Source organism: Nitrospirales bacterium, assembly GCA_031315865.1.
Classification (GTDB): domain Bacteria; phylum Nitrospirota; class Nitrospiria; order Nitrospirales; family UBA8639; genus JAGQKC01.
This window is the reverse complement of sequence record JALDRJ010000002.1, coordinates 638,217-659,946: the sequence shown is the minus strand read 5'-3', so window position 1 is coordinate 659,946 and position 21,730 is coordinate 638,217. Positions and strand designations below refer to the sequence as shown.

Here is a 21,730-nt window from a genome sequence, read left to right as displayed (position 1 = left end):
ACGAACGAACAATAATCCAACTGGAAAAGTAATGGTGAAGAATTTCTCGCCTGGGAAGAGGGGGAGTCATGACAGAGAGCATTAAGCCGTTAGAGGGGGAATGGGCGCTGATATTAGGAGCCTCGAGTGGATTCGGTGAATCTGTGGCCTTGGAATTGGCTTCGTTAGGACTCAATATCTTTGGTGTGCATTTGGACCGGAAATCAACGCTTCCCAACGTTGAACGCATTACGCAAGAGATTCGTAACCGCGGCCGATCGGCGATCTTTTTTAACGCCAACGCGGCAGATGCTGAGAAACGTCAGGAAATTCTTGCGGCGATTCAAGCTAAGGGTGATGAGCTAGGGTCTCCCATCGTGATCCGTGTGTTAATGCATTCATTAGCTTTTGGGACGCTCAAACCCTTTATCGCACAGTCGCAAGCCGAAGCTGTTTCGAAGTCGCAAGTCGATATGACCCTGGATGTCATGGCGAATAGTTTAGTGTATTGGACGCAGGACCTTCTCGAAAAGCACTTGATGGGGCGAGGTGGTCGAATTTTTTCCATGACCAGTGCAGGCGGGGCCAGGGTGTGGCGAACGTACGGGGCCGTCTCTGCCGCTAAGTCTGCGCTAGAATCGCATACCCGACAGCTTGCCCTTGAACTTGCGCCTTTGGGCATTACCGTGAATTCAATCATGGCCGGCGTGACGGATACTCCGGCCTTGCGAAAAATTCCCGGTTCTGATGAGATGCTTACCCTTGCCAAGCGGAAAAATCCATCAGGGCGTTTAACGCTGCCACAAGATGTTGCGGATGCCATCGGACTGTTGAGTCAACCGAAGAGTCAGTGGATTACGGGCAATGTCATTTGTGTTGATGGAGGAGAGTTTATCGTTGACTAGCTTTTTGTCTCATTATCCCTGGAAAGGTCCGTACGGTGATACAGGGTATTCGGGCGGAGTGCAGCAACGCAACACGTCTCATGAGAAGGCAGAGAAAAATCATGAGAGGCATATTGCTCGATGGGTGAATCACTGATGCAAGCCGTAGGGTTATTGTTTCCCGGACAGGGGTCTCAGAGCGTGGGGATGGGCCGCGCGTTGTATGAAACTGAACCGAATGTTCGAAGGCGCTATCAAGAGGCCAGCGATGTCTTGGGATATGACGTAGCCAAATTATGCTTTGAAGGGCCTTCGGAAAAACTCAATCTCACCGAATATACGCAACCAGCTCTGTTGGTCGTGAGTCTTGCTGCGTTGTCGCTATTCGATCAGGTTCAATTGAAGCCTATAGCCGTGGCAGGGCATAGCCTTGGTGAATACTCAGCTATCGTTGCGGCAGGAGGCCTTGGATATGCTGATGCCGTCAGATTGGTACAGAAACGAGGACAGTATATGGCCGAGGCAGTGACCTCAGGGCGAGGTCTTGTGATGGCCGTGCTAGGAATATCGACAGAAGAGGTTGAGCGAGCTTGCCAGGATGCGCAATCGCATGGGATTGTCTCGCCTGCCAATTTTAACTGTCCTGGGCAGACAGTGATCGCTGGAGAAAAAGTCGCTGTCGAGCATGCCGCGACGCTGTTAAAAGATCGAGGCGCACGCAAGGTTCTGCCGCTTCCCGTGAGCGTTCCGGTTCATACGTCGCTCATGCAAATCGCGGCTGATCGTCTACGGGCAGACATAGACGCTCTTCATTGGACGGATTTGCGGGTGCCGCTCATCAATAATGCAGAGGCGAAACCTTTGCGGCACGCTCAAGAGCTGCGTGCTTCATTGATTCGTCAATTGCCCTCTCCGGTTTTATGGTCGCAGTCAATTCAGCGAATGGGCGAAATGGGAGTTGAAACATTTGTTGAGGTTGGGCCCGGAAAAGTATTGTCTGGGTTGGTGAAGCGGATTCTTCCTCAAGCCAAGCTCATGAACGTGGAGGATCCTCAATCGTTCGAGACCGCTCGCTCATCACTGGGTCTGTGATGGGCTTCACGGGAATGTTGTAAGGCTTACGGAGATATCATGATGTCTTTGGAAGGAAAAGTTGCAGTTGTGACAGGTGCCGCACAGGGCATTGGCCAAACGATTGCTATATGCCTGGCTCGGGATGGAGCCGATGTCGTGGTCATGGACCTGGATGTCGACCGCTGTCGAGAAACGGTCGAGGCTATTCACGAGAAAGGGCGGCGAGGGCTAGCCCTTCCTGTTAATGTCGCAGAATGGGATTCAGTGAAGTCGCACATAGACCAAGTACTGAAAGAATGGGGTCATGTAGATATTTTGGTCAATAACGCAGGTATTACTAGAGATGGCCTCTTGATGCGTATGAAAGAGGAAGATTGGAATCTTGTGTTGCAAGTGAATCTGACGGGAACCTTTCATTGCACCAAGGCATGCCTCACATCAATGAGTAAACAACGCTCGGGCCGAATTATCAATATCGCCTCAATCGTGGGAGCGATCGGGAATATCGGTCAAGCCAACTATGCGGCATCAAAGGCAGCCGTCATTGGATTTACCAAAACCGTCGCGCGAGAATATGCCAGTCGCACCGTCACGGTGAATGCCGTCGCCCCAGGATTCATTGATACCGCGATGACGCAGGGGCTTTCTCAAGATGTCAAAGATGCGCTCTTGAAGCAAATTCCGTTACAACGTTTGGGGCAGCCGTCTGATGTCGCAGAGGCGGTGTGTTTTTTAGCATCTGATGCGGCGGGTTATGTTACAGGTCAGGTGCTGCATGTCAATGGAGGCATGCACATGGCATGATTCACGGTAAAGTGGTATAACAACGTTTCCGGTGAATGGCTACTCAAGTTATAAACTGACAGGAGGAGGATGGGTTATGGAAGTGCAAGATCGGATTAAGAAAATTATCGCTGAACAATTGGGCGTAGAAGAAGAGGAAGTTGTTCCTGAAGCTAAGTTTGTTGACGATCTCGGCGCGGATTCGCTCGACACCGTTGAATTGGTTATGGCGTTAGAAGAAGAGTTTGACGTTGAGATTCCTGACGAGGATGCAGAAAAAATTCAGACAGTCGGCGGAGCTATTGATTTCATCAAAGATAAGGTCTAATAATCGAACGGAGAATGGGCTTTGGGCTTGGACTGAAGGCTTTCGAGAGTGAGGTGCCACATACGAGCCAGTCGTGTTGCGACCTGCCTGCCGGGTATCTATATTTCACGTTTTTAAATATTGAGGTTAGATGATGTCATGACGTATCACGCGAAACGACGAGTGGTCGTGACTGGAGTAGGACTCGTTACCCCACTGGGTATCGGAGTGGGTCAAACCTGGAATGCGCTGTGTGCGGGGAAGTCCGGGATTGGACATATTACACGTTTCGACGCGACGAATTTTCCCTCTCGTATCGCCGGTGAAGTCAAGGGCTTTGATCCAGCGGACTTCATCGAAAAAAAAGAAATTAAAAAAATGGATACCTTCATCCATTACGCGCTGGCCGCAAGTCAGGAAGCGATGGATGATGCCAAGCTTGAGATCACGTCGGACAATGAGGATCGTGTCGGGGTCTATGTGGGATCGGGAATTGGCGGGTTGCCGGCGATTGAGCATTACCACAAAGTCTTACTCCAGCGAGGGCCGGAACGGGTCACGCCGTTCTATATTCCCATGGTCATCATCAATTTGGCCTCTGGGCAAATTGCTATGAGATTTGGAGCCAAAGGCCCCAATTCATGCGCGGTGACGGCCTGTGCATCGGGCAATAACTGTATCGGTGACGGGTTTCGTTTAATCCAATACGGAGAAGCTGATGCGATGATCGTTGGTGGAGCGGAAAGTACGATTTGCTCAACGGCGCTGGCCGGGTTTGCCTCGGCGAAAGCCTTGTCCAGAAGAAATGACGATCCGGAACATGCGAGTCGCCCGTTTGATAAAGACCGAGACGGATTCGTCATCGGCGAAGGAGCTGGAATTTTGGTGTTGGAGGAATTCGAGCAGGCCCGGTCCCGTGGGGCCACCATCTATGCGGAAGTCGCTGGTTACGCCATGAATAGTGATGCCTATCATATCACCGCCCCGCCTGACGATGGAGGGGGCGCCACGAAATGTTTAGAGAAAGCGATCAAGGATTCGGGCGTCTCGAAAGCCGATATCGGATATATCAATGCCCATGGAACATCCACCTTTGCAGATGCCGTTGAGACGCGTGTCATCAAACAAGTGTTCGGTGAGCGAGCGTATTCCATTCCTGTCAGTTCGACGAAGTCCATGACTGGTCATCTGTTAGGCGCGGCCGGAGGCATCGAGTCAGTATTTACCACACTGGCCTTGAAAGAAGGTCGATTGCCGCCAACGATCAACATTCAGACTCCGGATCCCGACTGTGATTTAGATTATATTCCTGACAAACCCCGCGATATACACGTTAGCGCCGCCGTGTCCAATGCGTTTGGATTTGGCGGAGTGAATGCCTGTCTCGTCTTTAAAGCGTGGACGGATTAAGGACAGAAATGGAATGCGTTGTTTTATATTCGCAAGATGGAGATGGTCGCACTGTATTCGAATCAATGGGGGAAGCGACTCAAAAGCCAACCAACGGCAACCAACAGAATGTTATGTGATATAATCACTCAGTTTGGAGTTCGTCCTGTCAAGAAATGGTCCTTGAGCGTGAGTGAGGATATGTGGTGTTTTCGGAGGTGCAAGCGAGGTTAGGGTATGAATTTCGTAACCCCGAATACTTGGAAACCGCGCTCACGCACAAATCATTCTGTCAGGGAAGTCAGCCAACCGGACATCAAGACAATGAGCGGCTTGAATTTTTAGGTGACGCGGTCTTGGCTTTGGTTGTCAGTAAGTATATTGTCTCGAAATATCCTGAGGCGAGCGAAGGAGAACTCTCAAAAGTCAAAGCCTTTTTGGTCAGCCGATCCTCATTGGCACAGGTTGCCAGACGGTTGGACCTAGGCGGTTCACTCCTGTTAGGACGCGGAGAAGAAGCGACCAATGGTCGGCAAAAGAGTTCCTTATTAGCGAACGCTCTGGAAGCCGTTATTGCTGCGGTGTATATTGATGGAGGAGGGGAGGCGGCTGAATCGTTTATCTTACGAGTCTTTCAGCCTGAACTCGCAGATCTAGGGACACTCGGGGCTGATGAATTCCGTGGAGACTACAAGTCTCATCTGCAAGAGCGGGTGCATAAGCAGTTTGATGTGAATCCTGACTACCGTGTCGTTCATGAATCGGGGCCTGATCATCAAAAAGTCTTCGAGATGGAAGTATCGATCAACGGCAAGGTGTACGGGAGAGGGACCGGAAAAACGAAGAAGCAAGCCGAGCAAAGCGCGGCTCGCCAAGCCTTAAAACGTGGATTAGCCGAACATGGTTCCTAGGAACCATTCATTTCAAGGGTAAGGGGAGGAGCAAGGTCTATGGAGAGGGTAAAGAGGGTAAGTCTGGTTGCATGGTTGCTGGTGACGATGCTGAGTACAGTTACGTGGGCCGGTTCTCAACATACTGTATTAATCGATGAAAGCATGTCTCACGATGCCAAGGCGCCTCATGCGATTTTGAAAACGAAGTTTGGTGAGATGGAAATCGTGTTTTTTCCTGAACTGGCTCCCAAGCATGTCGAAAGTTTTGTGAAGCTCGCCAAATCAGGATTTTATGATGGGACGATTTTCCATCGTGTGATCCCAGGATTCATGATCCAGGGTGGAGATCCCAATACGAAAGACCCCAGTAAAGTTCGGATGTACGGAACAGGAGGACCAGGGTATACCTTGCCAGCGGAGTTCAGTAAGGTGGCTCATGAAAAAGGCATCTTATCGGCAGCCAGAACGGCAGACCCGAATAGCGCCGGCTCTCAGTTTTTTATCATGGCTGATAAGGCTCCACATCTCGATGGGCAATATACCGTGTTCGGGGAAGTCATCAAGGGGCTTGACATCATCGATAAAATCGTCAGTCAGCCGCGAGACCCAAGAGATAATCCTCTCGAGCGAATAGAAATGACCGTTACCATCGTAGAATAAGGAAAACCGAGTTGGGAGGCGTTCACGTCCATGGGAATTGAGAAGCCACGGGACTATGGTTGCTGAATGGGAGATGGGGTCTCATCTAGAGGGGAGCCACTGGGAATGATGATTCGGCCTCCGGCTCCAGATTGTCGAGCTAATTGTTCTGCAACGTCAGGATGACGGAGTTTTATGTATCCAATCAATCCATTGAGGAAACGGCTGGATCGAAGCCCATCTCCCGAAAACCCTTCGATAAATTGAGTCGCTCGATCCAAAACTTGGCTAACCATATGTGTATCCAGAGGTTGGCGGTCATCCAACGTTTTGTATTCTTTCGTTAATTCTTCCCCGAAAGCCGCTGGAGCATTACCGGGAATATGAATGGGGCTAAAGGATTGTCGAAGATGTTTGATCCCATCGATCACCTCGCCATCCTGGGCTTCGGGTCGAGATTGAAAAAACCGGTAGGTAATCGCTTCTAGCACGTAGAAGACTTCTGCGGCTCGTTCTCCCCCTAATTCCATCAACTCGCGGTAGAATGTCCGGCGATCGTGCTCGAAGTGGATGCCGACACGTTTTTGCTGGTATTCCACGTTGGAGTCAAGGTACACACAATCCGGGGGGCAGGAAATCTTATTCATCCGATGGGTCCCGCAACATTGACTGCAGATCAGCCCGTTTAACGCAGGGCAAGGCCGTTTACCCTTTCGTTGTTCGCAAGACAGGCACTTACTCACTGGGTTCGTCTTTCTTCGTCCATCCAAGTCCATAATCGGACAAATCACGCGGCTTGCGCTTTTTTCCGGAATTTGACGGTAGTTCGAGACCATTAATTTCTGCGCCGTTGGCGTATAAATAGGGAACGAGGATGAGGTGCTTTTCCCGGTCAACGCCGATGCCGGCCGGGGAGACGAGGAATTCGGCGATGACTTGTTTCTTGAGATTTGAGAGGATTCGCCAGACCTTCCCGGCGGTCATATCAGAAATGTACATGCTTCCAAACCGGTCAAACGCGATGCCGTCCAAATTGTTGAAGCGACGGGAGAAGAAAGAGTTGGCGAGCAATTCGGTGATGACGCCAGATTCGCTCACCTCAAAAATTTTCCCCCCATCCCAGCTCACTCCTGTCAGGCGTCCGGTCCGGGGATGCACGGCCAGGCCGCGTGGCCCCGCTAATGCCTCATCTTGCACGACTAACGTCACGGCAAAATTGTTGGCCGGATCGATGCGATAGATGGCATTTGAATTCGTATCCGATACGAACAGATTCCCGGACTTGTCGGCAGTGAGACCGGTGAGTGAAGAGCTGTGGTGTCTCGACAATGAAACCGACGCAATGGGGGCTCCTGATTTTCGGGAAAAACTTCGAACGGTATCGATATCGGCAACATATAAGATATCCCCAACGATCACCATACCGGTTGGGGAGTGAAGAACCGTGTCGCCATGCCCTCCCTGAATAAAATGCAGTTGAACTATTTTCCCGTCCTCATCGATTCGTGAGATGAATCCTTTATTGTCGCGATTGCCAGGCTCTCCATTCGCGTTCGCCACAAGATACCCAAGCCCTGGATTCGCGATGATGCTCTGGGGGGCTGATAGATTATTAATGATGGCCTGAGCCAAGGAAAGAGTGGGCACAATGAGGCAGCAAGCCCACGTTATCAGGAATAGAACGAAGCGGGGTGAGAGGACAAGGCCGGTTAGCGAAGGGTTCTTATAGCGCGGGAAATACTGAACTCGTAAGGCGGTACAAGTGGGCGAAGAAGAGTCAAGTAAAATCACGTGCCATGGTAAGTGACCATTTCCAAACCTGTCAAGAATGATCACGAATCCAAATGACTATTCAGGTATCTAGTGTCCTAAGTGCCGATATGGCGATGATTTTTGATGATTCTCTGAATGCCAAATCGGTGATGATTGGCCTCGTCTCCGTTTGACGAAGTTTTTTATGGCTTGATATCGTGATTTCTACGCATATGGCGAATCATACAATCATGGTAAGGAGGTCCTGTGTCTGCTCAGATTATTGATGGAAAAGGTCTTGCTTTACAGATTCGTGCTCAGATTGGGAATGAAGTGACGAAGCTGTATGAGGCCACCGGAATAAGGCCCGGGTTGGCAGTGGTGCTTGTGGGCGATGACCCAGCCTCGGCGATCTACGTGCGAAATAAAAAGATTGCCTGTGAAAAAGCGGGACTGTACCCGGAAGAGTACATTTTGCCGGCTTCGACGACACAGGAGGAGTTGTTAGCCATTATCAATAAGCTCAATAACGATTCCAACATTCATGGCATTCTCGTTCAGCTGCCCTTGCCGCAACAGATTGACAGCAAAGTGATTCTAGAGGCCGTGTCTCCCGATAAGGATGCCGATGGGTTCCATCCCTACAATGTCGGCCGGCTGGTCGAAGGAGATCCCGTATTTACGGCCTGTACGCCGAAAGGGGTCATTCAGATGATCCACTCGACCGGCCAGGCTATCGCCGGCAAGCGAGCGGTGGTCATCGGGCGAAGTAATATCGTGGGAAAGCCGGTTGCATTGCTGTTGATGCATCAACATGCCACCGTGACAGTCTGTCATTCCCGAACTCAGGATTTGCCGGCCGTGTGTCGGGACGCGGATATTGTCGTGGCCGCGATCGGCCGGGCACAGTACGTCACCTCTGACATGATCAAAGATGGGGCGATCGTCGTCGATGTCGGGATCAATCGACGAGAAGATGGGAGTTTGGTCGGAGATGTGGATTTTGAGCCAGTAAAGGAAAAAGCCGGATGGATCACTCCTGTGCCGGGAGGCGTAGGGCCCATGACAATCGCCATGCTTCTGCAAAACACGCTGGAGTCTGCGAAACGATTCGCAGGGTGATGTTCGAATACGGCGGAAGAAGCGAGAACGCACGATGAATGTTCCGGAGTTTAAACGACGAAAGGCCAGTGGAGAAAAGCTTGTCGTCGTCACGGCCTATGATGCGCTGTTTACGAAAATCGTGGAGCAGGCCGGGATTGAAGTCATTCTGGTCGGCGATTCACTCGGGATGGTAGTTCAAGGGAAACCCAATACGCTTTCGGTGACGATGGACGATATGCTCTATCACACAAAGTTAGTAGCACACATGGCTGAAAAAGCCTTGGTGATAGGCGATATGCCGTTTATGTCCTACCAGGCCAGCATCGAAGATGCGATCCGGAACGCCGGTCTACTACTGCAGGCTGGAGCCTCCGCCGTCAAGATGGAAGGAGGAAGTCCGGTGATTGATCGCATCGAAGCGTTGTCACGATTCGGGATTCCTGTCATGGGACATATAGGAATGACCCCTCAATCCGTCAACCAATATGGCGGGTACAGGGTGCAGGGGAAGGAGAAGGAGCAGGCTGACGCGATGCTGGCCGATGCCAGGGCAATCGAAAAAGCGGGCGCGTTTTCGTTGGTTCTCGAAGCCGTGCCCGTATCCTTAGCCAAAACCATCACCGAATGTCTGTCGATCCCGACGATTGGGATAGGGGCAGGTCCACATTGCGATGGACAGGTGCTCGTGCTTCATGATCTTCTCGGGTTGTTCGACGACTTTGTTCCCAAGTTCGTTAAGCCCTACGCGCACCTTAAAGCCGATGCTCTTCAAGCGCTCAAACGATTTAAAGAAGAAGTCGAATGCGCTAAGTTTCCCTCCGATTCTGAAAGTTACCACTAACGAAGAGTGACGACGTTCAGGATCGACCACTTCACGTATATCCGCAAACTGTCCTAACAATAGCTCGTTTAAAGTTTAGTTATAGCCGTTTGAAATAACTTCCGTATGGTTCAAGGTCGTCCCGCGCGGGGTGTGTCGTCTGTATCGATCGGATACGATTCGGAATTTAGAAGCGGGGTTGAACTCGTACATTTAATTGAGCATTGACGGGCTTTGTGACCTCGGTACGTCTGTTAAAAATTTAATGCGTTCATGATGAATAGCTTCCAAGATCAACGGAAACATGCGGTGGTCATCGGTTGTAGCTTGGCTGGTTTATTCGCTGCTCGTGTTCTCAGCGATCATTTCGAGCATGTCACCGTTCTTGAGCGCGATCCGGTGAGCGATCAGCCTGAATCCAGGCGAGGGCAAGCCCAAGCACGTCATCTGCATGGTTTATTAGCCCAAGGGTTCCGGATTATCAAAGAGCTCTTCCCCGACATCGAGCAAGATCTCGTCAAGGCCGGAGCCGTGATGACGGATATGGGAGAAGACGCACGGTGGTATCACTTTGGGGGATACAAAAAACAATTCGCCAGCGGCCTCGTCGGCGTGGCTGTTAGTCGCATATTTTTCGAATGGCAGATTCGCTCCTATGTCACGGCCTTGCCCAACGTGACTATCCGGTCGTCAGCCAGTGCGCGTGGCGTATCGCTGGATGATGATCGAGCCCGAATCTTGGGAGTAGACATCGTTCATGGTAAGGATGAAATGCAACGCTCAACCGTAGAGGCGGATCTTGTGATTGATGCCTCAGGCCGCGGGTCGTCATCAGGCAAATGGCTTGAAGGTTTGGGGTTTGAGCGACCGCACGAGGAGGAAATTAAGGTTGGAGTGGGGTATGCCACGCGTCTCTATCGACGACGGCCGAACGATTTGGTTGGGGCGAACCTCGTGATGATCTCTCCCACGCCCCCGCAGCAAAAGCATATGACCTTCATGTTTCCGGTCGAAAACGATCGTTGGATCGTCGCAGCCGGTGGGTGTTTCGGGGATCATCCACCAACGGATGAGAACGAATATCTGGAGTTTATTCGTCGCCTGCCAGTCCCGGATGTCTACGATGTCGTTCGTCAGGCAGAGCCGCTTTCGGATATTTTCACGTATAAGTTCCCATCAAGCCTTCGCCGCCGGTACGAAACCCTCAAACGATTCCCTGAAGGCTATCTGGTCTTGGGGGATGCCATTGCGAGTTTCAATCCCATTTACGGGCAGGGGATGACGTCAGCGGTGATGCAGGCTCAAGAGCTCGACAGGCTCTTACGGCAGCGGTCAACGCTCGTGGATCTCTGGCGACCGTTCTTCGAGCGGATCGGGAAAGTCGTCGATATTCCTTGGCAAATGGCCGCATGTGAGGATTTTCGGTACCCGGAAGCAGTCGGAAAGAAACCTCCGCTGACGGACTTCACCAATGCGTACCTCGCAAAAGTCCACCGCGCGACCCAGCGCGATACCGTGGTCTACGCACAGTTCCTCAAGGTCATGAACCTCATGGCCCCGCCCGCGAGTCTGATGCATCCCAAGATAGTCTGGCGAGTGCTGTATGGACGTTGATGTCAATTGCACCGAAGGCGAGATCTAGATTTTTAAAAGAATCCAGCTAATAATAGGTTGGTCTGGCAAAGCAGCGTTTCGCGGTTAAGAAAGTATCTCAGATTCTAAAAATGTTACACCTCGCTTAGGAGAACTGTTACATCTGCCATCGGAGATTTATGACACTTTGGGAATACAGGGACATGCCATTTGGATAGCATTTGCAAATTGTTTAAAATAGGTAACCGAATAACCGATTCTGTTACATGTGTCTAACAAATCGATGACTACCACCGAATCTCCATTGTTGTTACCGTACTTTAGAAAAAGTGCTGAGCTGCTTCTGACGGAGTATTCTAGAAGCTGCGAACAAAACGCCTCAGACAATTTAGGCCACAATCGTGAAGTATTCTGCTCAAAATTTCTTTCCGGTGTTCTGCCAAACCACCTGAGAATCTCATCTGGTGAGATATGGGACTCAGAAAGGGCAAAAACTGGTCAGCTTGATTTAATCGTTGTCCGTGATGACGCCATTCCGCTTGATTTTTCTGGGAACCGTCGAACTTATTTGGCCGAGGGTGTCTTCGCCGTAATCGAGGTCAAATCAAATCTAACCCGTACAAAGCTCGTAGAGGCTGGTGAAAGTCTCGAGCGCGTTTCTCATCTTAAAGTGCTTCCATGCACAGGTATAAAAATGGGCAAAGACGCAACCCTAAATCGGCCATTGCGTATAGCATTTGGTTACAAAGGCGCAACCTTCGACACATTGGCCGAGGAGATTTGCTCCAGAAGTTGGCACAATCTTTTTGACCTAGTCTGCATATTAGATCAAGGGGCATTGGTGGCGAAGGACAGACTCTTAACCCATCCCCGTAATCACGAGTTTCTTCGATTTAATGCTAAGGCGGCTGCGTTAGGTTTTCTATGGTACTACCTTGTAACCTACGGTGCTTCATTTCGCATTCGCACTTGGGACAACAGCCCATACCTTGAGCCACTTCCGGAATGAAACAACCGCAACACGACTTGATAAGCACTTTCCAGTCCGATAAGAAAATGTAAACGAACGGCCCATTCTGTTACATAGAGACTATCTAAAAACGCGGGTAGGGAGCGGTGGGGGAGGATACCGGTCTAGCTTTAGGTGCCAGTAGGCCCAAGAGCGCGCATCGAAAATACCGGATCGGGCTTGGGCGAGGTATTCTCGCAATTCATCATCAGAAAAATATCGGCGTATCACTTTCATGTCTTCATGTGTTCCGTACGTCATCGCGTATGCGACGAGCTGTACTGGATCGGCTACAGCTTCTTCGGAACTTTCAACCCAAATGACTCGCTGAGCCACTTTCGCTAATTCATCTGTGATAAGGGGCGATTTCATCCTGAAGGTCGCTCGTTAGTTTCTTGCTCGGTGATGTGGTCGATCATGGGCAAATTATCAAGATCAACCAATCGCATCGCCTCCGACAATCTCCCTTTCACTGTAATTCGATTACCCATAAGCCTATAACAAACTGAGAGCCGAGGCTATTGCCAGGTAGCTTTGGTTTGGTATCGTTGGCGGGCTTTTAACATTTCATTATTTCACGACATGTCAAAGAGCCAGGCCCATACGATCCTTTGAGCTGCATGGCTTGGCCTTCTTGAAAACCCTTTGGTTTCCGGCTATGCTGGCAGATCATCATAGAGGGCACCTCTAGAAAACTGTCCTTTTCCGCGATGGTGGCGTCAACCGCGTGCTCAAATCCTCATGTATTCCCGCATACACTGCGGTGTTCCGTGCGCGGTTTCCTTGCCCTCATAGAAAATCCTAGTTTTTAGAGATGCCCATAAATCCAACGATGGAGCAAGTTTGTGGAACTGCCTAACGACATTCCTTCCTGTCGAGATGCCATAGATCGTTTAGATGACGACATTCTCCGTATTCTGAATGAACGGTCTCAGTACGTTATCCAAGTGGGACATTTGAAAAAGCAAAAAGACGCCTCGGCTCACCTGCATACCCAAGGGCGTGAGAACGCGATTGTCGAGCGTTTGGCCGCCAAGAATCCCGGCCCGTTTCCTAGTTCTGCCATTCGGCCGGTCTATCGTGAAATTATGTCCGCTTCGCTTTCCCTGGAAGGTACGCAAACGGTTGCGTATCTTGGACCGCCAGCCACCTTTACGCATTTGGCAGCCGTCAATAAATTTGGGAGTTCAGCGGAATACCTGCCCATGGGCAGTATCAAGGAAGTGTTTGATGAAGTGGAGCGCGGACGCATTCGGTTTGGCATCGTTCCAGTCGAAAACTCGACCGAAGGGGTGGTGAATCATACGCTGGATCTCTTGGTGGATTCGCCGTTACTGATTTATGGCGAAATCATGTTCGAGATCGCCCATCACTTCCTCTCCAAAGCTGATTCGCTCGATCAGATCAAAACGGTGTATTCACATCCTCAAGCGATAGCCCAATGCCGAGAATGGCTGGAGGCCAATCTCCCGCATGCAAAGATTTCTGAAGAGCCTAGCACGGCTCGGGCCGCAGAACGATGCGTCGAGGCTCCAACGGCCGGAGCCATCGCGGCGGAATTGGCGGCTGAGCTGTATGGGTTGAAGATCCTCCGGTCACGAATTGAAGATAATATCCACAATTCCACGAGGTTTTTGATTTTATCGCAACGTGGGTCAGAACGAACGGGAAAAGATAAGACCTCGATCATCGTATCTGCCAAAGACCGGGTGGGTGCGCTGTACGATATGATCCGGCCGTTTTCTTCGTATGGCATCAACATGACGAAAATTGAATCCAGACCCACACGCCGAAAAGTTTGGGAGTACCTCTTCTTTATGGACCTGGAGGGCCATCAAGATGACGATCGGGTCAAGAAAGCTCTCGAAGAAGTCAAAGGCCGCTGTTTGTTCCTGAAAGTTCTTGGCTCCTATCCGTCGGCGAATTAATGACGCCTACATGAGATTGTAACCCTATGGCACTGCACGTTCACCCAAATATTGCTTCGCTGGTCCCGTACTCTCCCGGTAAACCCCTGGATGAACTGGAACGTGAATTGGGCATTAGCAATGCCATTAAACTTGCCTCAAACGAGAATCCTTTAGGGCCTTCCCCAAAGGCGCAGAAAATTCTGGCCGACGGGGTTGCCATTCTGAACCGCTACCCGGATGGCGGTGCCCATTACCTGAGGCGAGCGCTCGCGGAACGGTGGAAAGTATCGGCAGATCAAGTGATCGTCGGCAATGGTTCCGATGAAGTGATCAGCCTCTTGATTAAAGCCTTTTTGGCCCCAGGCGAAGAAGCGGTGATGGCCGATCACACGTTCGTCATGTACAAACTCTCTGTTCAGGGGGCGCATGGGGTATCGGTGGAGGTGCCGCTGAAGGATTGGCGTCATGATCTTGCTTCGATGGCCGAAGCGATCACCGACAACACGCGTCTCCTCTTCCTTTGTAATCCGAACAACCCAACGGGGACGATGGTGACGGGTACGGAGGTGGAAGCGTTCCTGGACAAAGTTCCGGATCATGTCATCGTGGTCTTTGATGAAGCCTATTATGAGTATGTTCGGTCCACCGATTATCCGGACAGTCTCCAATATGTGAAAGAAGGTCGTCCAGTTGTCGTCTTGCGAACTTTTTCGAAGATTTATGGGCTAGCGGGTCTGCGCGTAGGGTATGGCCTGACCACGGAAGAAATCGTGGGGTATGTTAATCGGATTCGTCCTCCGTTTAACGCGAATAGTCTTGGGCAATTGGCCGCGTTGGGGGCGTTGGAAGACGAGGAGCATGTCGCGACGAGTCGATCCGTGAATGGGTCGGAAATGGCGTTCTTAGAGAAAGAGTTGGCGGCGTTGGGTATGGATGTTATCCCCAGTCAAGCTAATTTTCTCTACTTTGACGCGAAACGAGATGGCCGACAGGTCTTTGACGATCTCCTTCGGCAGGGTGTGATCGTTCGCCATATCAAGGGATCCATGATCCGGGTCACCGTCGGACGACCTGAAGAAAATCAACGTTTTTTGAAGGCGCTGGAAGTCGTCTTGAGTCGTGAATCCTGAGCCAATGTCAAGGTATGTAACGATATGATCATTGTGATGAAACCAGATGCGACGGAGCATGATGTTGATCATCTTGTTGAACGGCTTCGTGAGTTGGGACTGAAAGCTCAGGTTTCGACAGGAGAAGAGCGTACGGTCGTTGGCGTGATTGGCGATGATCGAATCCTGGAAAACCAGCCGTTGACCGTGTTCCCGGGCGTCGAAAGTGTGACTCCGGTGTTGGCGCCATGGAAACTTGTGAGCCGTGAATTTCAGAAACACAACAGTGTGATCGATGTCCACGGGGTTAAAATCGGCGGCAAGAAAATTGCCATTATGGCCGGTCCATGCGCGGTCGAAAAACGTGAATTGACCGTTGGCATTGCCAAGGAAGTAGCATCGGCTGGAGCGTCGATTCTTCGAGGCGGCGCTTATAAACCTCGAACCTCGCCCTACTCATTTCAGGGGCTGGGGCAGGAGGGCCTGGATTATCTGGTCGAAGCACGCAAGCACACGGGGCTTCCCGTGGTGAGTGAAATCTTGGATGCCCGAGATCTTGGACATTTTCTGGAAAAAGCCGACATTATTCAGATTGGTGCCAGAAACATGCAAAACTTCGAATTGCTAAAGGAAGTCGGTGACTATGATAAACCTGTGCTACTGAAACGTGGACTATCAGCTACGATCAAAGAATTTTTACTCTCGGCCGAATATCTGATGTCTCGTGGAAATCGAAATGTGATGTTGTGCGAACGAGGCATTCGGACCTTTGAAACGCAATACCGCAATACCCTCGATCTCACCGCGGTTCCCACCCTCAAAGAAATGTCACATCTTCCGGTCATTGTCGACCCAAGTCATGCGACCGGGAAGTGGAATCTGGTCGCGCCAATGGCCAAAGCCGCCATTGCCTGTGGAGCGGATGGACTGCTCTTAGAGGTTCATTCAAACCCGGAATGTGCGCTCTGTGATGGTGAGGAATCTCTGAAGCCTACCCGCTTTAAAGATCTGATGTCAGACTTGAAGGCCATAGCCGAAGCTGTCGGTCGGGAATTGTAGCGTCCGCAGTGAGTCTTGCCTATTCGAAGAGATGACGTAGGATGAACCGCCTTTTCCAGAAAGTCGTGATTATTGGAGTTGGGCTCATCGGTGGCTCGCTCGGGTTAATCATCAAGCAGCAGGGTTTGGCCGGAACCGTGATCGGCATCGGTCGCCGTGTTGAAAACCTTGAACTCGCCGTTAGGCTTGGGGCGATCGATGCCTATGAATCGCAGGCAGTTAATGCCGTGAACGATGCAGATTGTGTGATCTTAGCCACGCCGGTTGATACCTATGCGACGCATATACGTGAGTGGGGAGACCGACTTCCGTCTGGTTCCATCGTCAGTGATGTCGGGAGTGTCAAAGGCGCATTAGTGGAAGAGGCGGAAAGACTGTTGCCAGAACATGTTCGTTTCGTCGGAGCGCATCCGATCGCTGGTCGAGAGAAGTCTGGGGTCGCCTACGCCGCATTGGATTTATTTCGTGGCGCGCGGTGTCTTGTCACTCCCACCAAGCGGACCGATTCCGAAGCCTTGGAGGCTGTTTGGAAGCTCTGGGAGTCGACGGGATCTGTCGTCAGTTCACTCGATCCCTATGTCCATGACTTTGTGTTGGGAGGCGTGAGTCACTTACCTCACGTCGCCGCTTTTGCCTTAATGCAGGCACTTTCTGAGCTTCAGGGGAAACTCGGGAGCACGGCGACGCTTCTCGAGTACTCTGGTGGAGGCCTTCGTGATACGACGAGGATTGCTGCCAGTTCGCCTGAAATGTGGAGGGATATTTGTCTTGCTAATCGAGATAATCTTCTCGATATGATTTCCGTCTATATCCGGCATCTCGAACAGTTTAGGGCTTCAGTGGAAAATAGCGATGGTGGAGGACTTGAGAAGATTATTGAACAGGCTAAACAAGCACGAGAGCACTTACAGTGAATTCTTCCTCTTGGGCCACGATTCCTGCCAGTAAGCCGCTTCGCGGAACGGTGTATGTCGCTGGTGATAAATCCATCACGCATCGGGCCCTCATACTGGGTGCCTTGGCTGAAGGAGAAACGAAGGTTTCAGGATACTGTCGTGGTGAAGATTGTTTGAATACACTCGGCGTTGTCCGTGCCTTAGGCATTTCCGTCCAAGAAGTTGATGATGAGAATCTCCGCATCTTGGGAAAGGGGCTTAGGGGACTTACAGAGCCAACAGATGTCCTTGATTGCGGAAACTCAGGAACGGGGTTGCGGCTGCTCGCCGGTGTGTTAGCCGGTCAAGACTTTTTTTCCGTGTTGACGGGAGATGCCTCGCTTCGCAATCGACCGATGGGCCGGGTGGCCAATCCCCTTCGATTGATGGGAGCTTCGATCACAGGCCGTAAGGCGGGAGAATGCGCGCCTTTGGCGATTACGGGCCAACGCTTGAAAGGCTGCGCTTACACCTCACCTGTGGCGAGTGCTCAGGTTAAATCCTCCGTGTTGTTGGCGGGATTGCTTGCTGAAGGGATAACCAGTGTTACCGAGCCCATGTTATCTAGGGATCATACTGAACGTATGTTTCGGTATTTGGGCCTAGGAATAGAGGTCCGTGACTGTACGGTTTCCATCACGGGGCAGCAAACTTTTCAAGGAAAACCGCTTTTTGTCCCGGGGGACATGTCTGCGGCGGCATTTTTTCTGGTCGCGGGTTCCATTGTCCCCGGGTCAGAACTGTGTTTGCCAGGTATTGGGATGAATCCCGCACGGACCGGGATTCTCGAAGTGTTAAAGAACATGGGCGCCGATATCCAGATTCAAGACCCAAGAGAAATTTCAGGGGAACCGGTTGCGGACCTTGTTGTCAAGTCTGCTAAGCTGAAGGGAGTGTCGATCGGTCCTGACCTGGTTCCTAAAACAATCGATGAATTCCCGATTTTATGCGTGGCGGCGGCTGTTGCCGAGGGAGAGACATCGATTGCTGGAGCGCAAGAATTACGAGTCAAGGAAACCGACAGGATTCGTGCTATGACCGTTGAGTTATCAAAGCTCGGCGTGTTTGTAGAAGAAAGGCCGGATGGTCTCTGTATAAAAGGGACCAATATTCTTTCGGGCGCCCAATGCCAAAGCTATGGGGACCATCGAGTCGCCATGTCGCTGGCCATAGCCGGGCTGCTCGCTGAATCTCCGATTGTCATCGATGAAACGGACTGTATTGAAACTTCCTTCCCTGGTTTCCAGGGCAAGTTGTTGGATTTATTGACAAACTCCCATTGAGCACTATAATACGCAAATGTCAGGAACATGGTGAGAGCCTGAAAGGCGATGTACGCCAATTAGTCGTCACCATTGATGGTCCTGCTGGGGTTGGCAAGAGTACCTTGGCCAAAAAGCTTGCCACTCAGTTGGGATATACCTACCTCGACACGGGCGCGCTTTATCGGGCGGTCGCATGGAAAGCTCAAAGTCAAGCCGTTGATCTTAAGGATCACGAACAGGTTGGCGAGTTATTGGCGGCGACCTCACTTAAGCTTTCAACCTGTGAGGGCAGTCTATCCGTCCTGGTGGACGGGGAAATCGTGACTAATGAAATACGAAGCTTGGCAGTTGGACAATTAGCCTCAAAAGTTGCTGCACTCCCCGAAGTGCGTGCTTGGTTGTTGCCCATACAGCGTGAATTTGCCCACGCCAGGGGAATTGTTGTCGAGGGGCGGGATATGGGTACGACTGTCTTTCCTGATGCTGAGGTGAAATTTTTTCTTGATGCCGACCTCGATGTCCGAATTAGCCGTCGGTATCGAGAATTGCAGGACCAGGATCGCAATAAGAATTGGGCCGATGTTCAAGAGGAGATAGCTAGTCGAGATAGACGCGACCGTTCTCGTTCCGTTGCTCCACTGTTTCCAGCTACTGATGCGATGATGATTGATACCTCCAATTTGTCGATTGATCAGGTGTTGGACCGAATGACAGCCGTTGTCGCCACACGCCTGTGAGCGGGCTTGTGTACGCCTGTATTTGGGCGGTTTTCAACATTCTTGGTCGATTGTTTTTTCGATATCGTGCCCATGGAGTCAGGCACATTCCGAAAACTGGAGGGGTTCTATTCGCAGCCAATCACGCCAGCTATGTCGATATTCCATTCTTGGGATGCGGTATCCCCAGACGCGTGTCGTTTTTAGGGCGGGCGAACCTGTTTGCGAATCCAGTGATTAACTGGATGTTCAAAAAAATAGCGTGGATTCCACTCAAAACCAATCGTATTGATCGGGTGGCATTGGATGAAGCGGTGACTCGGTTAAAGGCGGGTAAATGTGTCGTGATATTTCCTGAAGGGACTCGGACTCCGGATGGACGGCTGCAAGAGGGCAGGCCTGGAATTGGATTGATCCTGGCCCAGGCGCAATGTCCGGTAGTACCGGCGTACATCAATGGAACGTATCAGGTGTTGCCCATGGGTTCGTTTTGGCTTCGGTTGAACCCCATTCAAGTGTTTTTCGGGGAACCGATGATGTTTCCGTATTCAAAGGAGCAAGAGGCCAAAGAGTATTATCATACGGTGAGTTCAACCGTGATGACTCACATTGCTCGATTGGAAAATGGACATCAGTCGAAAGAAAGTCATTCATAACGAATAGATGATTAGAGAAGAGAAGGCGTTCTTTGCGCGAACCTAAGCTGAAGGGTTTGCGCAAGGCATTATTGTTAACTTCAGCCGTGTTTTGAACAGAGTGGAGGCGTAAGCACATCATGAATACCGTTTCAGAAGAACCCGAACAACTGGACCGAGAGGCCCTTGCCGCGCTGTACGAAGAGACCTTTCGCAATATTGAAGAAGGAACCATCACCGAAGGTCGAGTGGTGAACATCCAGCGTGAGCGCGTGGTCGTGGATATCGGGTACAAGTCTGAAGGCATGATTCCGGCTGATCAATTTTCCAGTGAGGAATTACGATCCCTTGCCGTGAACGACCCTGTGCAGGTGTATATTGAACAGTGTGAAGATGCCGAAGGCAATTTGCTGTTGTCGAAGGAAAAAGCCGATAAGATGAAAGTGTGGGAAGACCTTGAGGTGGCTCATCGCGATGATAGAGAGGTCGAAGGCAAAGTCCTCTCCCGCATCAAGGGTGGAATGATGGTGGATATTGGAGTCAAAGCTTTTCTCCCGGGCTCACAGATTGATCTAACCCCGGTTCGTGACCTCGATGGATTGGTGGGTAAGACGTTTAACTTTAAAATCATCAAGGTGAACCATCGTCGAGGCAATGTCGTGGTTTCCCGCCGCGCACTTCTTGAAGAAACCCGTGATAAAAAACGTCAAACGACACTGTCAACATTGACGGAAGGTCAACTCATTACGGGGACAGTGAAAAACATTACTGACTATGGCGCGTTTCTGGATCTTGGCGGGATTGACGGATTGCTCCACATTACGGACATCTCGTGGGGCCGAGTTGGTCATCCCTCGGATATGTTTTCGATCGGCGATCGAATTGAAGTGTTGGTCTTAAAGTATGATCGAGAGACGGGACGCATTTCCCTGGGGCTCAAGCAAAAAACCGCTGACCCCTGGAGCAAGGTCGAAGAGAAATATCCCGAAGGAAGTCGTGTGCCAGGCAAAGTCGTGAGCCTGACGGATTATGGCGCATTCGTGGAACTCGAACCCGGGGTCGAAGGGTTGGTGCATGTATCGGAAATGTCATGGACGCATGAAGTGCGGCATCCCTCGCGAGTGGTCTCTATCGGGGATCAGATTGAGTCACAAGTTCTCCATGTCGATCAGCAAAGCCGGAAGATCTCGCTAGGTATGAAACAGACCGCTCCCAATCCTTGGGATGTGATCGAAGCGAAGTATCCCGAAGGGACGCATATTGAAGGAAAAGTGAAAAGCGTCACGGACTTCGGAGCTTTTATCGGTCTGGACGAAGGCATTGACGGGTTGATCCACATTTCGGATATGTCCTGGACTAAACATATTAAACATCCGTCGGAATTATTTAAAAAAGGTCAATCCGTCCAAGCGGTGATCCTTCGGATCGATAAAGACAAGGAACGCTTATCGTTGGGCTATAAGCAGCTCGTCGCTGATCCGTGGGAATCTGAGATTCCCTCTCGCTTCCAAATAGGGAGCAATGCAACGGGCAAAGTCTCCAAGATTGCTGATTTTGGTGTGTTCATTGAGTTGGATGGCGGTGTTGAGGGGTTGATTCATGTCAGTGAGATTAACCTTGACCCACAAGAACGTGTTGAGGGCAAGTTTGAAATAGGGCAAGAAGTCACGGCCAAAATCGTCAAAGTTGACTGTGATGAAAGAAAAATCGCCTTGAGTTTGTCGGAGCATCTTCGAGAGTCTGATCAAGATCAGCTGGATGCGTTTCATTCTTCTCAGGGAGAAATAGACCAAAGTGTTGGTCGGATGACGCAGGATAAAGAGTAGCCGATCCGATTGGATTATCAGGGCCACAAAACACAAAAGAAGGGGCTGC

Annotated in this window: 22 protein-coding genes; 19 read left to right on the top strand and 3 right to left on the bottom strand. The window is 50.8% G+C overall.

What is annotated here, in order from left to right:
• Positions 1-68 precede the first annotated feature (68 nt).
• From MRJ96_03150 to MRJ96_03120, 7 genes are all read left to right on the top strand, one after another.
• Entirely contained in the window at positions 69-884 is an 816-nt protein-coding gene (locus MRJ96_03150) for an SDR family oxidoreductase (protein MDR4500435.1), read from the top strand.
• A 120-nt stretch (positions 885-1,004) separates the two neighbouring features.
• A complete protein-coding gene (fabD, locus tag MRJ96_03145) occupies positions 1,005-1,955 on the top strand; it encodes an ACP S-malonyltransferase (protein MDR4500434.1) in 951 nt (316 codons plus the stop codon).
• A gap of 39 nt (positions 1,956-1,994) precedes the next feature.
• Positions 1,995-2,741: a 3-oxoacyl-[acyl-carrier-protein] reductase gene (gene fabG, locus MRJ96_03140; protein MDR4500433.1), complete on the top strand. Its 747-nt coding sequence runs from the start codon at positions 1,995-1,997 to the stop codon at positions 2,739-2,741.
• Positions 2,742-2,817: 76 nt separating this feature from the next.
• Complete coding sequence (acpP, locus tag MRJ96_03135) at positions 2,818-3,048, top strand: acyl carrier protein (protein MDR4500432.1); 231 nt, start codon at positions 2,818-2,820, stop codon at positions 3,046-3,048.
• 138 nt (positions 3,049-3,186) lie between these two features.
• Positions 3,187-4,437, top strand: a complete 1,251-nt coding sequence (fabF, locus tag MRJ96_03130; protein MDR4500431.1) for a beta-ketoacyl-ACP synthase II — start codon at positions 3,187-3,189, stop codon at positions 4,435-4,437.
• 185 nt (positions 4,438-4,622) lie between these two features.
• Positions 4,623-5,327, top strand: a complete 705-nt coding sequence (gene rnc, locus MRJ96_03125; GenBank protein MDR4500430.1) for a ribonuclease III — start codon at positions 4,623-4,625, stop codon at positions 5,325-5,327.
• A gap of 39 nt (positions 5,328-5,366) precedes the next feature.
• Positions 5,367-5,969: a peptidylprolyl isomerase gene (locus tag MRJ96_03120; protein MDR4500429.1), complete on the top strand. Its 603-nt coding sequence runs from the start codon at positions 5,367-5,369 to the stop codon at positions 5,967-5,969.
• Between the two features lie 53 nt (positions 5,970-6,022).
• Here the strand turns inward: MRJ96_03120 and MRJ96_03115 are convergent, their stop codons facing one another.
• Positions 6,023-6,595, bottom strand: a complete 573-nt coding sequence (locus MRJ96_03115; protein ID MDR4500428.1) for a hypothetical protein — start codon at positions 6,593-6,595, stop codon at positions 6,023-6,025.
• A gap of 88 nt (positions 6,596-6,683) precedes the next feature.
• A complete protein-coding gene (locus MRJ96_03110) occupies positions 6,684-7,595 on the bottom strand; it encodes a hypothetical protein (protein ID MDR4500427.1) in 912 nt (303 codons plus the stop codon).
• 372 nt (positions 7,596-7,967) lie between these two features.
• Between MRJ96_03110 and folD the strand changes: the two genes are divergently transcribed.
• From folD to MRJ96_03090, 4 genes are all read left to right on the top strand, one after another.
• Positions 7,968-8,822 carry a bifunctional methylenetetrahydrofolate dehydrogenase/methenyltetrahydrofolate cyclohydrolase FolD gene (gene folD / locus MRJ96_03105; GenBank protein MDR4500426.1) on the top strand — a complete coding sequence of 285 codons (855 nt, stop codon included), beginning with the start codon at positions 7,968-7,970 and terminating at the stop codon, positions 8,820-8,822.
• Positions 8,823-8,856: 34 nt separating this feature from the next.
• The gene (panB, locus tag MRJ96_03100) at positions 8,857-9,645 is read left to right on the top strand and encodes a 3-methyl-2-oxobutanoate hydroxymethyltransferase (protein ID MDR4500425.1); all 789 of its coding nucleotides are present in this window, start codon (positions 8,857-8,859) and stop codon (positions 9,643-9,645) included.
• Positions 9,646-9,897: 252 nt separating this feature from the next.
• A complete protein-coding gene (locus tag MRJ96_03095; GenBank protein MDR4500424.1) occupies positions 9,898-11,238 on the top strand; it encodes a hypothetical protein in 1,341 nt (446 codons plus the stop codon).
• Between the two features lie 262 nt (positions 11,239-11,500).
• Entirely contained in the window at positions 11,501-12,226 is a 726-nt protein-coding gene (locus MRJ96_03090; protein MDR4500423.1) for a hypothetical protein, read from the top strand.
• A gap of 81 nt (positions 12,227-12,307) precedes the next feature.
• On the opposite strand, the gene MRJ96_03085 is transcribed toward MRJ96_03090, so the two are convergent.
• Positions 12,308-12,598, bottom strand: a complete 291-nt coding sequence (locus MRJ96_03085) for a hypothetical protein (GenBank protein ID MDR4500422.1) — start codon at positions 12,596-12,598, stop codon at positions 12,308-12,310.
• Between the two features lie 473 nt (positions 12,599-13,071).
• On the opposite strand from MRJ96_03085, the gene pheA reads away from it, so the two are divergent.
• The 8 genes from pheA (at position 13,072) to MRJ96_03045 (ending at position 21,681) form a co-directional block, all read left to right on the top strand.
• Positions 13,072-14,154, top strand: coding sequence for a prephenate dehydratase (pheA, locus tag MRJ96_03080; GenBank protein ID MDR4500421.1), 1,083 nt, complete (start codon positions 13,072-13,074; stop codon positions 14,152-14,154).
• Between the two features lie 26 nt (positions 14,155-14,180).
• Positions 14,181-15,266 carry a histidinol-phosphate transaminase gene (gene hisC / locus MRJ96_03075; GenBank protein ID MDR4500420.1) on the top strand — a complete coding sequence of 362 codons (1,086 nt, stop codon included), beginning with the start codon at positions 14,181-14,183 and terminating at the stop codon, positions 15,264-15,266.
• Positions 15,267-15,302: 36 nt separating this feature from the next.
• Positions 15,303-16,304, top strand: coding sequence for a 3-deoxy-7-phosphoheptulonate synthase (gene aroF, locus MRJ96_03070; protein MDR4500419.1), 1,002 nt, complete (start codon positions 15,303-15,305; stop codon positions 16,302-16,304).
• Positions 16,305-16,345: 41 nt separating this feature from the next.
• Entirely contained in the window at positions 16,346-17,218 is an 873-nt protein-coding gene (locus MRJ96_03065; GenBank protein ID MDR4500418.1) for a prephenate dehydrogenase, read from the top strand.
• Positions 17,215-18,522 (top strand): 3-phosphoshikimate 1-carboxyvinyltransferase, encoded by a 1,308-nt coding sequence (gene aroA / locus MRJ96_03060; GenBank protein ID MDR4500417.1) that lies wholly within the window; start codon positions 17,215-17,217, stop codon positions 18,520-18,522. The genes MRJ96_03065 and aroA overlap by 4 nt, the downstream gene beginning before the upstream one ends.
• Positions 18,519-19,241, top strand: coding sequence for a (d)CMP kinase (gene cmk, locus MRJ96_03055; protein MDR4500416.1), 723 nt, complete (start codon positions 18,519-18,521; stop codon positions 19,239-19,241). The genes aroA and cmk overlap by 4 nt, the downstream gene beginning before the upstream one ends.
• Before the next feature lie 8 nt (positions 19,242-19,249).
• Positions 19,250-19,876: a 1-acyl-sn-glycerol-3-phosphate acyltransferase gene (locus tag MRJ96_03050; GenBank protein MDR4500415.1), complete on the top strand. Its 627-nt coding sequence runs from the start codon at positions 19,250-19,252 to the stop codon at positions 19,874-19,876.
• A gap of 119 nt (positions 19,877-19,995) precedes the next feature.
• A complete protein-coding gene (locus tag MRJ96_03045; protein ID MDR4500414.1) occupies positions 19,996-21,681 on the top strand; it encodes a 30S ribosomal protein S1 in 1,686 nt (561 codons plus the stop codon).
• Positions 21,682-21,730: the final 49 nt, after the last annotated feature.

What these genes read in the sequence shown, in the direction of transcription:
- MRJ96_03150 (MDR4500435.1), top strand. Translation starts at nt 69, where the DNA reads ATGACAGAGAGCATTAAGCCGTTAGAGGGGGAATGGGCGCTGATATTA.
- fabD (MDR4500434.1), top strand. Translation starts at nt 1,005, where the DNA reads ATGGGTGAATCACTGATGCAAGCCGTAGGGTTATTGTTTCCCGGACAG.
- fabG (MDR4500433.1), top strand. Translation starts at nt 1,995, where the DNA reads ATGATGTCTTTGGAAGGAAAAGTTGCAGTTGTGACAGGTGCCGCACAG.
- acpP (MDR4500432.1), top strand. Translation starts at nt 2,818, where the DNA reads ATGGAAGTGCAAGATCGGATTAAGAAAATTATCGCTGAACAATTGGGC.
- fabF (MDR4500431.1), top strand. Translation starts at nt 3,187, where the DNA reads ATGACGTATCACGCGAAACGACGAGTGGTCGTGACTGGAGTAGGACTC.
- MRJ96_03120 (MDR4500429.1), top strand. Translation starts at nt 5,367, where the DNA reads ATGGAGAGGGTAAAGAGGGTAAGTCTGGTTGCATGGTTGCTGGTGACG.
- MRJ96_03115 (MDR4500428.1), bottom strand. Translation starts at nt 6,595, where the DNA reads ATGAATAAGATTTCCTGCCCCCCGGATTGTGTGTACCTTGACTCCAAC.
- panB (MDR4500425.1), top strand. Translation starts at nt 8,857, where the DNA reads ATGAATGTTCCGGAGTTTAAACGACGAAAGGCCAGTGGAGAAAAGCTT.
- MRJ96_03095 (MDR4500424.1), top strand. Translation starts at nt 9,898, where the DNA reads ATGATGAATAGCTTCCAAGATCAACGGAAACATGCGGTGGTCATCGGT.
- MRJ96_03090 (MDR4500423.1), top strand. Translation starts at nt 11,501, where the DNA reads ATGACTACCACCGAATCTCCATTGTTGTTACCGTACTTTAGAAAAAGT.
- MRJ96_03085 (MDR4500422.1), bottom strand. Translation starts at nt 12,598, where the DNA reads ATGAAATCGCCCCTTATCACAGATGAATTAGCGAAAGTGGCTCAGCGA.
- hisC (MDR4500420.1), top strand. Translation starts at nt 14,181, where the DNA reads ATGGCACTGCACGTTCACCCAAATATTGCTTCGCTGGTCCCGTACTCT.
- aroF (MDR4500419.1), top strand. Translation starts at nt 15,303, where the DNA reads ATGAAACCAGATGCGACGGAGCATGATGTTGATCATCTTGTTGAACGG.
- MRJ96_03065 (MDR4500418.1), top strand. Translation starts at nt 16,346, where the DNA reads ATGAACCGCCTTTTCCAGAAAGTCGTGATTATTGGAGTTGGGCTCATC.
- MRJ96_03045 (MDR4500414.1), top strand. Translation starts at nt 19,996, where the DNA reads ATGAATACCGTTTCAGAAGAACCCGAACAACTGGACCGAGAGGCCCTT.